General features: G+C 68.9%; 16 protein-coding genes. 15 read left to right on the top strand and 1 reads right to left on the bottom strand.

The features are described 5' to 3' along the window. The first annotated feature begins 111 nt into the window (after positions 1–111). From secY to truA, 10 genes are all read left to right on the top strand, one after another. Entirely contained in the window at positions 112–1,431 is a 1,320-nt protein-coding gene (gene secY / locus ACFVWW_RS25120) for a preprotein translocase subunit SecY (protein WP_384188864.1), read from the top strand. Continuing rightward, a complete protein-coding gene (locus ACFVWW_RS25115) occupies positions 1,431–2,096 on the top strand; it encodes an adenylate kinase (protein WP_384188862.1) in 666 nt (221 codons plus the stop codon). The genes secY and ACFVWW_RS25115 overlap by 1 nt, the downstream gene beginning before the upstream one ends. Before the next feature lie 123 nt (positions 2,097–2,219). Further along, positions 2,220–3,056, top strand: coding sequence for a type I methionyl aminopeptidase (map, locus tag ACFVWW_RS25110; protein WP_384188860.1), 837 nt, complete (start codon positions 2,220–2,222; stop codon positions 3,054–3,056). A 140-nt stretch (positions 3,057–3,196) separates the two neighbouring features. Continuing rightward, positions 3,197–3,418, top strand: a complete 222-nt coding sequence (infA, locus tag ACFVWW_RS25105) for a translation initiation factor IF-1 (RefSeq protein ID WP_003956442.1) — start codon at positions 3,197–3,199, stop codon at positions 3,416–3,418. Positions 3,419–3,475: 57 nt separating this feature from the next. Next, a complete protein-coding gene (gene rpmJ / locus ACFVWW_RS25100; protein ID WP_003956441.1) occupies positions 3,476–3,589 on the top strand; it encodes a 50S ribosomal protein L36 in 114 nt (37 codons plus the stop codon). A gap of 193 nt (positions 3,590–3,782) precedes the next feature. After that, entirely contained in the window at positions 3,783–4,163 is a 381-nt protein-coding gene (gene rpsM, locus ACFVWW_RS25095) for a 30S ribosomal protein S13 (RefSeq protein WP_366393636.1), read from the top strand. 66 nt (positions 4,164–4,229) lie between these two features. After that, entirely contained in the window at positions 4,230–4,634 is a 405-nt protein-coding gene (gene rpsK, locus ACFVWW_RS25090; RefSeq protein ID WP_003956432.1) for a 30S ribosomal protein S11, read from the top strand. 153 nt (positions 4,635–4,787) lie between these two features. Then, positions 4,788–5,810: a DNA-directed RNA polymerase subunit alpha gene (locus ACFVWW_RS25085; RefSeq protein WP_146481858.1), complete on the top strand. Its 1,023-nt coding sequence runs from the start codon at positions 4,788–4,790 to the stop codon at positions 5,808–5,810. 115 nt (positions 5,811–5,925) lie between these two features. Further along, on the top strand, positions 5,926–6,426 hold the full coding sequence (rplQ, locus tag ACFVWW_RS25080; RefSeq protein ID WP_384188858.1) for a 50S ribosomal protein L17: 501 nt from the start codon (positions 5,926–5,928) through the stop codon (positions 6,424–6,426). A gap of 73 nt (positions 6,427–6,499) precedes the next feature. Further along, positions 6,500–7,363, top strand: a complete 864-nt coding sequence (gene truA / locus ACFVWW_RS25075) for a tRNA pseudouridine(38-40) synthase TruA (protein ID WP_384336258.1) — start codon at positions 6,500–6,502, stop codon at positions 7,361–7,363. A 60-nt stretch (positions 7,364–7,423) separates the two neighbouring features. Here the strand turns inward: truA and ACFVWW_RS25070 are convergent, their stop codons facing one another. Continuing rightward, complete coding sequence (locus ACFVWW_RS25070) at positions 7,424–8,380, bottom strand: hypothetical protein (protein ID WP_386879127.1); 957 nt, start codon at positions 8,378–8,380, stop codon at positions 7,424–7,426. Between the two features lie 94 nt (positions 8,381–8,474). On the opposite strand from ACFVWW_RS25070, the gene ACFVWW_RS25065 reads away from it, so the two are divergent. From ACFVWW_RS25065 to glmM, 5 genes are all read left to right on the top strand, one after another. Further along, positions 8,475–10,094 (top strand): ABC-F family ATP-binding cassette domain-containing protein, encoded by a 1,620-nt coding sequence (locus ACFVWW_RS25065; protein ID WP_384188853.1) that lies wholly within the window; start codon positions 8,475–8,477, stop codon positions 10,092–10,094. A 301-nt stretch (positions 10,095–10,395) separates the two neighbouring features. Then, a complete protein-coding gene (locus tag ACFVWW_RS25060; protein ID WP_384188851.1) occupies positions 10,396–11,997 on the top strand; it encodes a protein kinase in 1,602 nt (533 codons plus the stop codon). Positions 11,998–12,272: 275 nt separating this feature from the next. Continuing rightward, a complete protein-coding gene (gene rplM, locus ACFVWW_RS25055) occupies positions 12,273–12,716 on the top strand; it encodes a 50S ribosomal protein L13 (protein ID WP_384188850.1) in 444 nt (147 codons plus the stop codon). Between the two features lie 42 nt (positions 12,717–12,758). Then, positions 12,759–13,286, top strand: a complete 528-nt coding sequence (gene rpsI / locus ACFVWW_RS25050) for a 30S ribosomal protein S9 (protein WP_384188848.1) — start codon at positions 12,759–12,761, stop codon at positions 13,284–13,286. A gap of 191 nt (positions 13,287–13,477) precedes the next feature. Next, positions 13,478–14,845, top strand: a complete 1,368-nt coding sequence (gene glmM, locus ACFVWW_RS25045) for a phosphoglucosamine mutase (protein WP_384188846.1) — start codon at positions 13,478–13,480, stop codon at positions 14,843–14,845. Positions 14,846–14,922 lie beyond the last annotated feature (77 nt).

Below are 14,922 nucleotides of genomic sequence, written 5' to 3'. Positions count from 1 at the left end.
GCCGCGCGGTGTGTCCGCAGGGGTTCCCCGCGCGGTTTCGCTTGTCCCTTATCCGTCGATCCTCAATACCGTCACCTCTGACGCAGTAGCGCGGGGGTCGCAGGAGGCACCGTGCTCACCGCGTTCGCCCGGGCGTTCAAGACGCCCGACCTGCGCAAGAAGCTGCTCTTCACACTCGCCATTATCGTGCTGTACCGGCTCGGGGCACATATCCCCGTACCGGGTGTCAGTTACGAGAATGTCCAGACTTGTGTTGACGCGGCCCAGAAGGGCAACAACAGCCTGTTCGGTCTGGTGAACATGTTCAGCGGCGGGGCGCTGCTGCAGATCACGATCTTCGCGCTCGGCATCATGCCGTACATCACCGCGAGCATCATTCTGCAGCTGCTGACCGTGGTCATCCCCAGGCTGGAGGCCCTCAAGAAGGAGGGTCAGTCCGGCCAGTCGAAGATCACTCAGTACACCCGTTATCTGACGGTCGCCCTCGCCGTGCTGCAGGGCACCGGCCTGGTCGCGACCGCGCGCAGCGGCGCGCTGTTCAGTGGCTGCCCAGTAGCCACAGAGATCGTTCCCGACCGGTCGATCTTCGTCACCGTCACGATGGTGATCACCATGACCGCGGGTACCGCGGCGGTCATGTGGCTCGGTGAGCTCATCACCGACCGCGGCATCGGCAACGGCATGTCCATTCTGATGTTCATCTCGATCGCCGCCGGGTTCCCCGGTGCGCTGTGGGCCATCAAGCAGAGCGGCACGCTCGCCAAGGGCTGGATCGAGTTCGGCACGGTCATTCTGATCGGCTTCGTGATGGTGGGCCTGGTCGTCTTCGTCGAACAGGCGCAGCGCCGGATCCCCGTGCAGTACGCGAAGCGCATGATCGGCCGCAGGTCCTACGGGGGTACGTCGACGTACATCCCGTTGAAGGTGAACCAGGCGGGTGTGATCCCCGTCATCTTCGCGTCGTCGCTCCTCTACATCCCGGCGCTGGTGGCGCAGTTCTCCAACTCGAGCTCGGGCTGGAAGACATGGATCGAGGCGCACTTCGTCAAGGGTGACCACCCGTACTACATCGCGACGTACTTCCTGCTGATCGTGTTCTTCGCCTTCTTCTACGTGGCGATCTCGTTCAACCCCGAAGAAGTCGCCGACAACATGAAGAAGTATGGTGGCTTCATCCCGGGTATCCGGGCAGGTCGACCTACTGCCGAGTATCTGAGCTACGTGCTCAACAGGATCACTTGGCCGGGCTCGCTGTACCTGGGGCTGATCGCTCTTGTCCCGACGATGGCGTTGGCAGGCTTCGGCGGTGCGAACCAGAACTTCCCGTTCGGCGGGACAAGCATCCTGATCATCGTGGGTGTGGGTCTGGAAACCGTGAAGCAGATCGAGAGCCAGCTTCAGCAGCGTAATTACGAAGGGTTCCTCCGCTGATGCGAATCGTCCTCGTCGGACCGCCCGGTGCCGGCAAGGGAACGCAGGCTGCGTACCTCGCCAAAAACCTGTCGATCCCGCACATCTCCACGGGTGACCTGTTCCGCGCCAACATCAGCCAGGGCACCGCCCTCGGCAAACAGGCGAAGGCATACATGGACGCCGGGAACCTTGTGCCCGACGAGGTAACCATCGCGATGGCGCTGGACCGCATGGCCCAGCCGGACGCCCAGAAGGGTTTCCTGCTGGACGGCTTCCCGCGCAATGTGTCGCAGGCGGTGGCGCTGGACGAGGCGCTGGCGGCGGATGGTGTGACGCTGGACGCGGTCCTGGACCTGGAGGTCCCGGACGAAGAGGTCGTGAAGCGGATCGCCGGCCGGCGTATCTGCCGCAATGACAGCGCGCACGTCTTCCACGAGACGTACAGCCCGCCGGAGCGCGAGGGTGTCTGCGACGAGTGCGGCGGCGAGCTGTACCAGCGGGACGACGACTCCGAGGAGACGGTGCGGACCCGGCTGGAGGTCTACCACACGCAGACCGAGCCGATCATCGACCACTACCGGGCCCAGGGCCTCGTGGTCACGATCTCGGCGCTCGGTACGGTCACCGATGTGACCAAGCGTGCGATGGAGGCGCTTCAGCGGGACCGGGCCGCGCAGTCCTGAAGCAAGGTGTGACCAGTACGGCCGTGGCGTCCCTCGGGCACCACGGCCGTACTGTTGAACGGGGCACAATCAGTTGTAAGAACGTCACCAAGAGTCATTGAGAGTCAGGCGGAAGGCGCAGTCATGGTGGAGATCAAGACTCCCGAGCAGATCGCGAAGATGCGCGAGGCGGGACTGGTCGTCGCCGCCGTGCACGCGGCCACGAGCGAGGCCGCGGTGCCCGGCGCCACCACAAAGGATCTGGACCAGGTGGCCCGCAAGGTGCTCGCCGACCACGGCGCGAAGCCGAACTTCCTCGGGTACGGCGGGTTCCCCGCGACGATCTGCACCTCGGTGAACGATGTCGTGGTGCATGGCATCCCCGACGAGAAGACCGTCCTCAAGGACGGCGACATCATCTCCATCGACGCCGGCGCGATCATCGACGGCTGGCACGGTGACGCGGCCTTCACGGCGTTCGTCGGCACCGGTCACGCCCCGGAGCTGATCGAGCTCTCCCGGGTGACCGAGGAGTCGATGTGGGCCGGTATCGCGGCGATGCGCAACGGCGGCCGGCTGGTCGACGTGTCCCGGGCGATCGAGACGTACATCCGCCGCCAGCCCCGTCCGGGCGGCGGCAAGTACGGGATCATCGAGGAGTACGGCGGCCACGGCATCGGTACGGAGATGCACATGGACCCGCACCTGCTGAACTACGTCTCCCGCAAGCGCGGCAAGGGCCCGAAGCTGATCCCCGGCTTCTGCCTGGCGATCGAGCCCATGGTGTCGCTCGGTACCCCCCGCACGGAGGTGCTGGAGGACCAGTGGACGGTCATCACGACCGATGGCACCTGGTCTTCGCACTGGGAGCACTCGGTGGCTCTCACGGAGGAAGGCCCGCTGGTCCTGACGGCCCCGGACGGCGGCAAGGCCAAGCTGGCGGAGCTCGGCGTGACGGCGGCGCCCGACCCGCTGGCTTAAAAATCTCCGCCGGTGGGCAAACTCCACGGATTCGTCTTTTCAGATGTGCTGCCGTAGACTGACGCGTCGGCTCTGGTGTACCCGTGTGTCCGCATGCGGCTGTTGGAGTCGATCAAGGTAGCCGATTCGAAGGGCGAAGCGTGGCCAAGAAGCAAGGTGCCATCGAAATTGAGGGCACCGTGATCGAGTCCCTCCCGAACGCCATGTTCAAGGTGGAACTCCAGAACGGTCACAAGGTCCTCGCGCACATCAGCGGCAAGATGCGGATGCACTACATCCGAATCCTTCCCGATGACCGGGTCGTGGTGGAGCTGTCTCCGTACGACCTGACGCGTGGCCGGATCGTCTACCGATACAAGTAGATCTTGCTGACACCCCTTAGTCGGGGTGCCGGCACTGACCCGGAGAACCTCAATCCCATGAAGGTCAAGCCGAGCGTCAAGAAGATCTGCGACAAGTGCAAGGTGATCCGCCGTCACGGTCGGGTCATGGTCATCTGCGACAACCTGCGCCACAAGCAGCGCCAGGGCTGACGCACGACCGCCTGCCTCTCGCAGTACTTCGCGCGACGCGAGCAACTCGTTAATACGCAGTGTCCGACCCCCCTGCGGGTGTCGACACCTCCGGCGGAGGCCGGAGACCCGGACTCGTCCCTGCCCAGGTGCGGGGACGGTCATGTCCGGGACAGACACTGTGGAAGACCTCCGACATCAACAGGAGCCATGAATGGCACGCCTCGCAGGCGTTGACCTCCCGCGCGAAAAGCGCGTCGAGGTCGCCCTCACCTATGTCTTCGGCATCGGGCGCACCCGGTCCAAGGAGACGCTCGCCGCCGTCGGCGTCGACGCGAACGTCCGCGTTCGCGATCTGGCCGAGGAAGACCTCGTCAAGATCCGCGAGTACGTCGACGCCAACCTCAAGACCGAGGGTGACCTTCGTCGCGAGATCGCCGCCGACATCCGCCGCAAGGTCGAGATCGGCTGCTACCAGGGTCTGCGTCACCGCCGCGGCCTGCCGGTGCACGGTCAGCGCACCAGCACGAACGCTCGTACCCGCAAGGGTCCGCGTCGCGCCATCGCCGGCAAGAAGAAGCCGGGCAAGAAGTAGTCCTCAGCGGACGCTCACCAGCGGTCTTCGCTGTAGGACCGACCACCTCCACGCAGGAGTAAAGACATGCCTCCTAAGGGCCGTCAGGGCGCAGCCAAGAAGGTGCGCCGCAAGGAAAAGAAGAACGTCGCTCATGGGCACGCCCACATCAAGAGCACGTTCAACAACACGATCGTCTCGATCACGGACCCCTCGGGCAATGTGATCTCCTGGGCCTCCGCCGGCCATGTCGGCTTCAAGGGCTCGCGTAAGTCCACTCCCTTCGCCGCGCAGATGGCCGCCGAGTCGGCTGCCCGTCGCGCGCAGGAGCACGGCATGCGCAAGGTCGACGTCTTCGTCAAGGGCCCCGGCTCCGGCCGTGAGACCGCGATCCGCTCCCTCCAGGCCACCGGCCTCGAGGTGGGTTCGATCCAGGACGTCACCCCCACCCCGCACAACGGCTGCCGCCCTCCGAAGCGCCGCCGCGTCTGACCCTGTCCCCGTCACCGGGGCAGCAGGGGATTGGCCCGCCGGCGCAGCCGGCTGAAGGTCACGTACGGGCGGTACGGCGCTTCGGTGCCGTACCGCCCGTACCCTTGTTTCGTTGGCATCAAATAGTGGGTGCCAAGACTGGAGGCATTTCTCATGCTTATCGCTCAGCGTCCTTCGCTGACCGAAGAGGTCGTCGACGAATACCGCTCGCGGTTCGTCATCGAGCCGCTGGAGCCGGGCTTCGGCTACACGCTCGGTAACTCTCTGCGTCGTACGCTCCTCTCCTCGATCCCCGGTGCCGCTGTCACCAGCATCCGGGTCGACGGTGTCCTGCACGAGTTCACCACCGTGCCGGGCGTCAAGGAGGACGTCACCGACCTCATCCTCAACATCAAGCAGCTGGTCGTCTCCTCGGAGCACGACGAGCCGGTCGTGATGTACCTGCGCAAGCAGGGCCCCGGCCTGGTCACCGCTGCTGACATCGCCCCGCCGGCCGGTGTCGAGGTCCACAACCCGGACCTCGTGCTGGCGACGCTGAACGGCAAGGGCAAGCTGGAGATGGAGCTGACCGTCGAGCGCGGTCGCGGCTATGTCTCCGCCGTACAGAACAAGCAGGTGGGCCAGGAGATCGGCCGTATTCCGGTCGACTCCATCTACTCCCCGGTGCTCAAGGTCACGTACAAGGTCGAGGCGACCCGTGTCGAGCAGCGCACCGACTTCGACAAGCTGATCGTCGATGTCGAGACCAAGCAGGCCATGCGGCCGCGCGACGCCATGGCGTCCGCCGGTAAGACGCTGGTCGAGCTGTTCGGTCTGGCCCGCGAGCTCAACATCGACGCCGAGGGCATCGACATGGGCCCGTCCCCGACGGACGCCGCGCTCGCCGCCGATCTCGCCCTGCCGATCGAGGAGCTGGAGCTCACCGTTCGGTCGTACAACTGCCTCAAGCGCGAGGGCATCCACTCCGTGGGTGAGCTCGTGGCGCGTTCCGAGGCCGACCTGCTCGACATCCGTAACTTCGGTGCGAAGTCGATCGACGAGGTCAAGGCGAAGCTGGCCGGCATGGGCCTGGCGCTCAAGGACAGCCCGCCCGGATTCGACCCGACCGCCGCGGCGGACGCCTTCGGCGCGGACGACGACGCGGACGCCGGTTTCGTGGAGACCGAGCAGTACTGAGCCCCGTGTCCGGCACCGCCGGGACCGGCTTGATTTCTCTTCCGCGGGGCGGCCGCCTCGCGGGAACTGACATCGGTACCTGACACGGCCGGTGCAGATATGAAGGAGTAACACCATGCCGAAGCCCGCCAAGGGCGCCCGTCTGGGCGGCAGCGCTGCGCACGAGAAGCTGCTTCTCGCGAACCTCGCGAAGTCGCTCTTCGAGCACGGCCGCATCACCACGACCGAGGCCAAGGCCCGCCGCCTGCGCCCGATCGCGGAGCGCTTCATCACCAAGGCGAAGAAGGGCGACATCCACAACCGTCGCCAGGTGCTGCAGTCGATCACGGACAAGAGCGTCATCCACACGCTCTTCACCGAGATCGCCCCGCGGTACGAGAACCGCCCCGGTGGTTACACGCGCATCACCAAGATCGGCAACCGTCGTGGCGACAACGCCCCGATGGCGGTCATCGAGCTGGTCGAGGCCCTGACCGTGGCGCAGGAAGCCACCGGTGAGGCCGAGGCGGCGACGAAGCGCGCGGTCAAGGAAGACGCCCTCAAGAAGGACGAGGCTCCGGCCGAGACCGTCGAGGACGCCAAGCCGGCCGCCGAGGCCGAGTCCAAGGACGCCTGAGCGTTCTGACGGCTGACGGACGGGCCCGCTCCCTCACGGGGGCGGGCCCGTTCCGCTTTGAGAGGATCGACAGGTGAGCGAGGACATCGAGGGCCCCGCGCCCGGACACGTACGGGTGCGGCTGGATCTCTCGTACGACGGCAGGGACTTCTCCGGCTGGGCGAAGCAGAAGACCCGGCGCACCGTCCAGGGGGAGATCGAGGACGCGCTGCGTACGGTGACACGGTCCTCGCGGACGTACGACCTGACGGTCGCCGGGCGCACGGACGCGGGGGTGCACGCGCGGGGGCAGGTCGCGCATGTGGATCTGCCCGACGAGGTGTGGGCCGAGCACCAGGAGCGGCTGCTGCGGCGGCTCGCGGGGCGGCTGGGGCACGACGTACGGGTCTGGCGGGTGGCGGAGGCCCCGGCGGGCTTCAACGCGCGGTTCTCGGCGAGCTGGCGGCGTTACGCGTACCGGGTGGTGGACCACCCCGGCGGCGTGGATCCGCTGCTGCGTGGTCATGTGCTGTGGCACGACTGGCCGTTGGACGTGGCGGCGATGAACGCGGCGTCGGCCGGGCTGCTGGGCGAGCACGACTTCGCGGCGTACTGCAAGCGGCGCGAGGGCGCGACGACGATCCGTACGCTCCAGAAGCTGGAGTGGCAGCGGGACGCGCACGGAGTGATTACCGCGACCGTGAGGGCGGACGCCTTCTGCCACAACATGGTGCGCTCGCTGGTGGGCGCGCTGCTGTTCGTGGGGGACGGGCACCGGCCCGTGGAGTGGCCGGCGAAGGTGCTGGCCGCGGGGGTGCGCGACTCGGCGGTGCATGTCGTACGGCCGCACGGGCTGACGCTGGAGGAAGTCGGCTATCCGGCCGACGCGTTGCTGGGCGCGCGCAATCGCGAGGCCCGCAACAAGCGGACGCTGGGCGGCGGGGCCGGCTGCTGCTGAGCCCAGGCGCGCCGTCGGTGCGCAGGACGGCGGTGTCGGTGGGGCCGGCCGCGGCCGGCCCTACTGCTCGACCGGGGCCGTCGCCGCGGCCGAGGCCTGGGTCTTGCCGCGCTGGTGGATCTGACGGAAGGTGAACTCCGCTATGTCGTCACCGGTGGTGAAGACGTCCTTGCTCGCCTTCGTGACGTTCTTCCCGTCGGTGAAGCCGCCGACCGTGAAGTAGACGTACCTGCCGTACGAGTTGGTGGTCTTGCGGCAGACCGAGGGGGCCCGGCAGAACGTCCCGACGCCGGTCCCGGAGAGCGAGGCCAGACCGCCCTTGCGCTGGTCCACCTCGTTCTTGGCCTTCAGCGCCTGCGCCTCCTTCTCGAAGACCGCGACACCGATGGTGACGGCGACGCCGTCCTTGCTGTACGTGGCGCGGATGACCCGGTCGCAGCTGTTGGAGGCGAGGACGGAGCCGAGCGTGCCCTGCGTCGCCGCGGCGCAGTTGGTGGTGCTGCTCGTGGCGCCCTTCTGGTAGACGCGGCTGCCCATCGTGAGCTTCCGGCCCGGGAAGAGGGTGTCGGCGCTCAGCGGCGCCTTGTCCTTGTCGGCGCTGGAGACGAAGTCCTTGGGGTTCGGCGGCGGCAGCGGCGCGACCGAGGAGAAGGACGGCTCGGGCTCGGCGGACTCGCTCGGCAACTCGGTGGGAGCGGCCGGTTCCGTCGCGTTCTTGTCCGAGGCGCGGTCGTCACTGCCGCCGTCCATGAAGACGACGGCGGTCGCCACGATCGCGGCGACCGTCACGGTCGCGAGCACACCGCCGCCGATCAGCGTCCAGCGCTTGCGGCGGGTGCGTGAGGCGGAGGCGTCCGCCAGTGCCGCCCAGTCGGGTGTCTGCGATCCGTACGGGTCCGGTGATCCATGCGGGTTCTGGGATCCGTACGGGTCCTGCGGTCCCTGCTGCGATCCGTACGGATCCTGCCCCGGTGAACCGGAGCCGCCCCAGGGTGGTCCCCCTTGCCCAAAGCTCATGCCGCGCAGTTTACGGCGGGGGTGGACGGGCCTGTACCGGGGTGCGGGAGAAAACGTTTGGGCGTTGGCGCCGCCTGCACCGACAATGCCGGACATGGGACATCTAGAGGCCGCGCACCTGGAGTACTACCTCCCCGACGGACGGGTGCTGCTCGGCGACGCCTCGTTCCGGGTGGGAGAAGGCGCCGTCGTCGCCCTGGTCGGGGGCAACGGCGCGGGCAAGACGACGCTGCTGCGGCTGATCGCGGGGGAGCTGCAGCCGCACGGCGGCACGGTGAGGGTCAGCGGCGGGCTCGGCGTGATGTCGCAGTTCGTGGGATCGGTGCGCGACGAGCGTACGGTCCGTGACCTGCTGGTCTCCGTCGCACAGCCACGGATCCGGCAGGCGGCGGCCGCCGTCGACGAGGCCGAGCAGGGGATCATGACCGTCGACGACGAGGCCGCGCAGATGCGGTACGCGCAGGCGCTGAGCGACTGGGCGGAGGCGCGCGGGTACGAGGCCGAGACGGTCTGGGACATGTGCACGACGGCGGCGCTGGGTGTCCCGTACGAGAAGGCGCAGTGGCGCGAGCTGCGCACGCTCAGCGGCGGCGAGCAGAAGCGGCTGGTGCTGGAGGCGCTGCTGCGCGGGCCCGACGAGGTGCTGCTGCTCGACGAGCCGGACAACTATCTGGACGTGCCCGGCAAGCGCTGGCTGGAGGAGCGGCTGAAGGAGACCCGTAAGACGGTCCTCTTCGTCTCCCACGACCGGGAGCTGCTGGCCAGGGCGGCCGAGAAGATCGTGAGCGTCGAGCCGGGTCCGGCCGGCTCCGACGTATGGGTGCACGGCGCCGGGTTCGATACGTACCACGCGGCGCGCAAGGAGCGCTTCGCGCGCTTCGAGGAGCTGAAGCGGCGCTGGGACGAGGAGCACGCCCGGCTGAAGGCGCTGGTGCTGCGGCTGCGGCAGCAGGCGGCGATCAGCCCCGACATGGCCTCGCGCTACCGGGCGATGCAGACGCGCTTCAAGAAGTTCGAGGAGGCGGGGCCGCCGCCGGAGCCGCCGCGCGAGCAGGAGATCACCATGCGGCTGCGTGGCGGGCGCACCGGGGTGCGGGCCGTGACCTGCAAGGACCTGGAGCTGACCGGCCTGATGAAGCCGTTCTCGCTGGAGATCTACTACGGCGAGCGCGTGGCCGTCCTCGGGTCGAACGGCTCCGGGAAGTCCCACTTCCTGCGGCTGCTGGCCGGGGAGGACGTCCGGCACGGCGGAGAGTGGAAGCTGGGCGCGCGGGTCGTCCCCGGGCACTTCGCGCAGACACACGCCCACCCCGAGCTGCTGGGGCGGACGCTCGTCGACATCCTGTGGACGGAGCACGCCAAGGACCGGGGCGGCGCGATGAGCGTGCTGCGCCGGTACGAGCTGGAGCGCCAGGGCGACCAGCCCTTCGAGAAGCTCTCGGGCGGGCAGCAGGCGCGCTTCCAGATCCTGCTGCTGGAGCTGCGGGGCACGACGGCGCTGCTGCTGGACGAGCCGACGGACAACCTCGACCTGGAGTCCGCGGAGGCCCTTCAGGAGGGGCTGGAGGTGTACGAGGGCACGGTGCTGGCGGTCACCCACGACCGCTGGTTCGCCCGCACCTTCGACCGGTATCTTGTGTTCGGCTCGGACGGAGTCGTACGGGAGACGCCGGAGCCGGTCTGGGACGAGCGACGCGTGGTGCGCGCCCGCTAGGGCGTGTTGCGAAAGTCCCGCCTGGCTCGCGACGCCCGGCACGCACGCTCGCCGCGTTGTCGGAGCCGTCCAAGTACGTCCGGTACGAGGACGATCCTCCGCCTTGCGATCGCACGCACCGGACGCCGCGAGCCCCGCCCTGGGGCGGGCGGGCGGCGCTACTTTCGCAACACGCCCTAGGCCCTGTCCGGCCGGTGTGTGCCCAGAACCCCGCCCGGCTCCCGCACGCCCTGGAGGGGCGCCTCAACGGCCCTTAAAGTGGTGGTAGTTGACGTGTGGTGCGACCGGGGGCGGGGCGTGCATGCAGCAGGACGGAACGACGGACGAGCCGGGGCCCGGCCGCCGGTTCGGGCAGTTCACCGTGGTGGCCGAGCTGGCCAGCGGCGGCATGGGGCGGGTCTATCTGGCCCGCTCGCCCGGCGGGCGGACCGTGGCCGTCAAGACGCTGCTCGCCGAGGACGCCAGCGGCGCGGTCGCCTCGGCCGACCGGCGCCGTTTCGCTCGTGAGGTCGCGCTGGCCCAGCGGGTGAAGGGCGTGTTCACGGCGAGCGTCGTCGACGCGGACGCCCGGGCGCCGATGCCGTGGATGGCGACGGAGTACATCGCGGCGCCGTCCCTGCGGGATCTGGTGGAGCGCTGCGGGACGCTGGACGGGCCCGCCCTCCACTGGGTCGCGGCCGGGGTCGCGGAGGCGCTGGTCAGCGTGCACGCGGCGGGACTGGTGCACCGGGACGTCAAGCCGTCGAACGTACTGCTGCCCGTCGAGGGCCCCCGGGTGATCGACTTCGGCATCTCCCAGGCCAGTGATGTCACGCGCACCCACGCCGTGCTCGGTACGGTCGCCTACGCGGCGCCCGAGCAGGCCAGGGGCGAGGTGACCACCCCGGCCTCGGACGTCTTCTCGCTGGGCGCGACGCTCTTCTTTCTCGCGGTCGGGCGCGCACCGTACCGGGACGGCGGCTCAGGACCCGCCCTGGAGCAGCTGGTCAGGGCCGCCCATGGCGATCTGGATGTCACCGGTCTGCCGCCCGGGCTGGAGTCGCTCGTACTGCCCTGTCTGGCCCTGGACCCCGCCGACCGGCCCACCCCCGCCCGGCTGCTGGAGAGCTGTGCGGCCCGGCTGGGGGACCGTCCGGATGCCCGGGGCGGGGCGGACTGGCTCAGCCCCGGCTGGGTCTCGGCGATCGAGCGGCACCGCGAGCGCAGGACCCGTGAGGTGGAGGAGGCGCGGCAGCGGTCCGATCCAGCCGCTCCGACCGGCCCGGTGTCCCTGCCGGGACGGACCTCCCGGCTGCCCCCGCCGCCGGCCGGCCCGGGGGACGTGTCCGGTCCGCCGGGCGTGCCGTGGCTCCGGACGGCCCGCGGCCGGCTCTGGGGCGTGGCGGGGCTGCTGGCAGTGGTGGCGGCGGCCGGACTGGCCGTTCTGCGGCCCTGGGAGTCCGGGGGCCCTACGGTGGCCGCGCCCGACAAGCCGATGGAGATCTACCCGGTGGAGCAGAGCGCCCAGGGGATCTGCCCTTCGGCGGGGGTGCTGGAGACGCGGGTTCCGGAGGGGAGATCCTTCACGGCCGACGACCGGCAGAGCTGTGTCACGATCTCCACCGAGGGAAGTATGAAGATCAGCGCACTGAAAGCCGTGCGCGCGGTCGACAACGCGTCGACCGGTCAGGGCTGGATCGTCGAGATGGCCTTCAAGCCCGAGGACGCCACGCGGTTCGCCGAGCTGTCCGGGCGGGTGGCGGCGCTGGACGCGCCGCGCAACCAGCTGGCGATCGTCCAGGGCGACCGGCTCCTCAGCGCCCCCGCCGTCATGGACCGGCTGACCGACGGCCGGATGCAGATCGCCGGCGGCCTCAACCAGTGGCAGGCCGAGCAGCTGGCGAGCGCCCTGGGCGCCCGCTGAGAGCTATGGTTGTCCGGCTCGCCGGCCATCGGCCGGGGCCGCCGGGGGAGCGGGCCGGAGGCATTTTGACCCAGGTGGGGGAGCCCGGGTATTCTGCTGGTTCGTTATGCGTATTGGCTTGTTCATTCTCACGTGATGGGCCCTTACGCCGGTCCGCCGGGCCGATGACCAGCGGCAGGCAGCGGGTTGCGTCCCCGTATGCCAGCCAGGGCTGTCGTGATCGTCCAGGTGGCCTTGTCAGGACCCATTCACTGAAGAAGCGAAGGCATACGACCGTGCGTACGTACAGCCCCAAGCCCGGCGATGTGACGCGCCAGTGGCACATCATCGACGCGCAGGACATCGTCCTGGGCCGTCTGGCGACCACTGCCGCATCCCTTCTCCGGGGTAAGCACAAGCCGATCTATGCACCCCACGTCGACACTGGTGACTTCGTCATCATCATCAACGCGGAGAAGGTGCACCTGTCCGGCAACAAGCGGACCCAGAAGATGGCGTACCGCCACTCGGGTTACCCGGGTGGTCTGCGTTCCGTCCGCTACGACGAGCTGCTGGCCAAGAACCCCGAGAAGGCTGTGGAAAAGGCCATCAAGGGAATGATCCCGAAGAACACCCTGGGTCGTCAGATGCTCTCGAAGCTGAAGATCTACGCGGGCGACCAGCACCCGCACGCTGCTCAGCAGCCGGTCCCGTTCGAGATCACCCAGGTCGCGCAGTAGTTCCGGCCACCCCCTAAGACGAAAAGAAATCTGAGGAGCATCGTGGCCGAGTCCACTGTTGAGAACCCCGTCGAAGGCGCCGAGGTCGAAGAGACCTTCGCCGAGGTGACGACCTTCGAGTCGGAGACCCCCGTCGAGGGTGAGTACACCTCCGAGTCCCTGGCGTCCCGCTTCGGCGACCCCCAGCCGGCCGCCGGCCTGGGCCGCCGCAAGAACGCCATCGCCCGCGTCCGGATCGTCCCGGGCACCGGCAAGTGGAAGATCAACGGTCGCACCCTTGAGGAGTACTTCCCCAACAAGGTGCACCAGCAGGCTGTCAACGAGCCCTTCAAGGTGCTCGAGCTCGACAACCGCTACGACGTCATCGCCCGTATCTCGGGTGGCGGCGTCTCCGGCCAGGCCGGCGCGCTGCGCCTCGGCGTGGCCCGTTCGCTGAACGAGGCGGACGTGGACAACAACCGCGCCCCGCTGAAGAAGGCCGGCTTCCTGAGCCGCGACGACCGCGCGGTCGAGCGCAAGAAGGCCGGTCTCAAGAAGGCCCGTAAGGCCCCGCAGTACAGCAAGCGCTAGTCGCTCGCTGGCCGGTACAGGCTCTCAACGCCTCTACGGCACCCGAACGCCCCGGCGGCACTCCGTGCTGCCGGGGCGTTCGTTTATCGGTCGACTCGGGCGTATAACAGCATCAGGCGCTCAAGAGTTTGCATTTTCGGAGCATTTTCGTTCGGAGCGGTTCAGCTCTGGGCGTTTTCGGAGGGAGAGCTGTGGGACGACTCTTCGGCACGGACGGTGTGCGCGGTGTCGCCAACGCTGATCTGACGGCAGAGCTGGCGCTCGGTCTGTCGGTCGCGGCGGCGCATGTGCTCGCCGAGGTGGGGACGTTCGAGGGGCATCGGCCCACGGCGGTGGTCGGGCGTGATCCCCGGGCCTCCGGCGAATTCCTGGAGGCCGCCGTGGTGGCGGGTCTCGCGAGCGCGGGCGTGGACGTCCTGCGCGTCGGTGTGCTGCCCACCCCCGCGGTGGCGTATCTCACCGGGGTGCTGGGCGCCGACCTCGGCGTGATGCTGTCCGCGAGCCACAACGCCATGCCCGACAACGGCATCAAGTTCTTCGCCCGGGGCGGGCACAAGCTCGCCGACGAGCTGGAGGACCGGATCGAGGCCGCGTACCTGGAGAACACGGTGCACCGCACCGGGGCCCCCTGGACCAGGCCGACCGGGGCGGGCGTCGGCCGGGTCCGCTTGTACGACGAAGGTTTCGATCAATATGTGGCACATCTGATCGGTGTGCTGCCGAACCGGCTCGACGGGCTCACGGTCGTCCTGGACGAGGCGCACGGCGCTGCCGCCCGGGTCTCGCCCGAGGCCTTCGCACGGGCCGGCGCCGAGGTCATCACGATCGGCGCTGAGCCGGACGGGTTGAATATCAACGACGGATGCGGCTCCACGCATCTGGGCCAGCTGAAGGCCGCGGTCGTCGAGCACGGCGCGCACTTCGGCATCGCCCACGACGGCGACGCGGACCGCTGCCTGGCCGTGGACGCGGCGGGCGAGGAGGTCGACGGCGACCAGATCCTCGCCGTGCTGGCCCTGGCGATGCGCGAGGCGGGCACGCTGCGCGGCGACGCGGTGGTCGGGACGGTCATGTCCAACCTCGGCTTCAAGATCGCGATGGAGCGCGAGGGCATTCACCTCGTCGAGACCGCGGTCGGCGACCGGTACGTACTGGAGTCGATGAAGGAGCACGGCTACGCCCTCGGCGGTGAGCAGTCGGGCCATGTCATCGTCCTCGACCACGCGACGACCGGCGACGGCACGCTGACCGGCCTGATGCTGGCGGCCCGGGTCGCCGCGACCGGCCGTACGCTGGCCGACCTCGCGGCCGTCATGGAGCGGCTGCCCCAGGTGCTGATCAATGTGCCCGACGTCGACAAGTCGCGGGTGAAGACGTCCGCGGAACTGGCCGCGGCGGTCGCCGAGTCCGAACGCGAACTGGGCTCCACGGGCCGGGTCCTGCTGCGCCCGTCGGGTACGGAGCCGCTGGTACGGGTCATGGTCGAGGCGGCGGACATCGACCAGGCGAGGTCGGTGGCGAGCCGGCTGGCGGACGCCGTCAAGTCGGCGCTGGGCTGACCGGCGCGGGAGCGCTGAGCTGACCCGCGCGTTGAAGCGCCGGGCTGAACCGCGAGCGGGAGCGCCCCGGCCGGACA

The organism is Streptomyces sp. NPDC058198 (assembly GCF_042882605.1).
Taxonomy (GTDB): Bacteria; Actinomycetota; Actinomycetes; order Streptomycetales; family Streptomycetaceae; genus Streptomyces.
The sequence above is the reverse complement of the archived record's forward strand: the minus strand, read 5'-3'. Positions and strand labels throughout refer to the sequence as shown.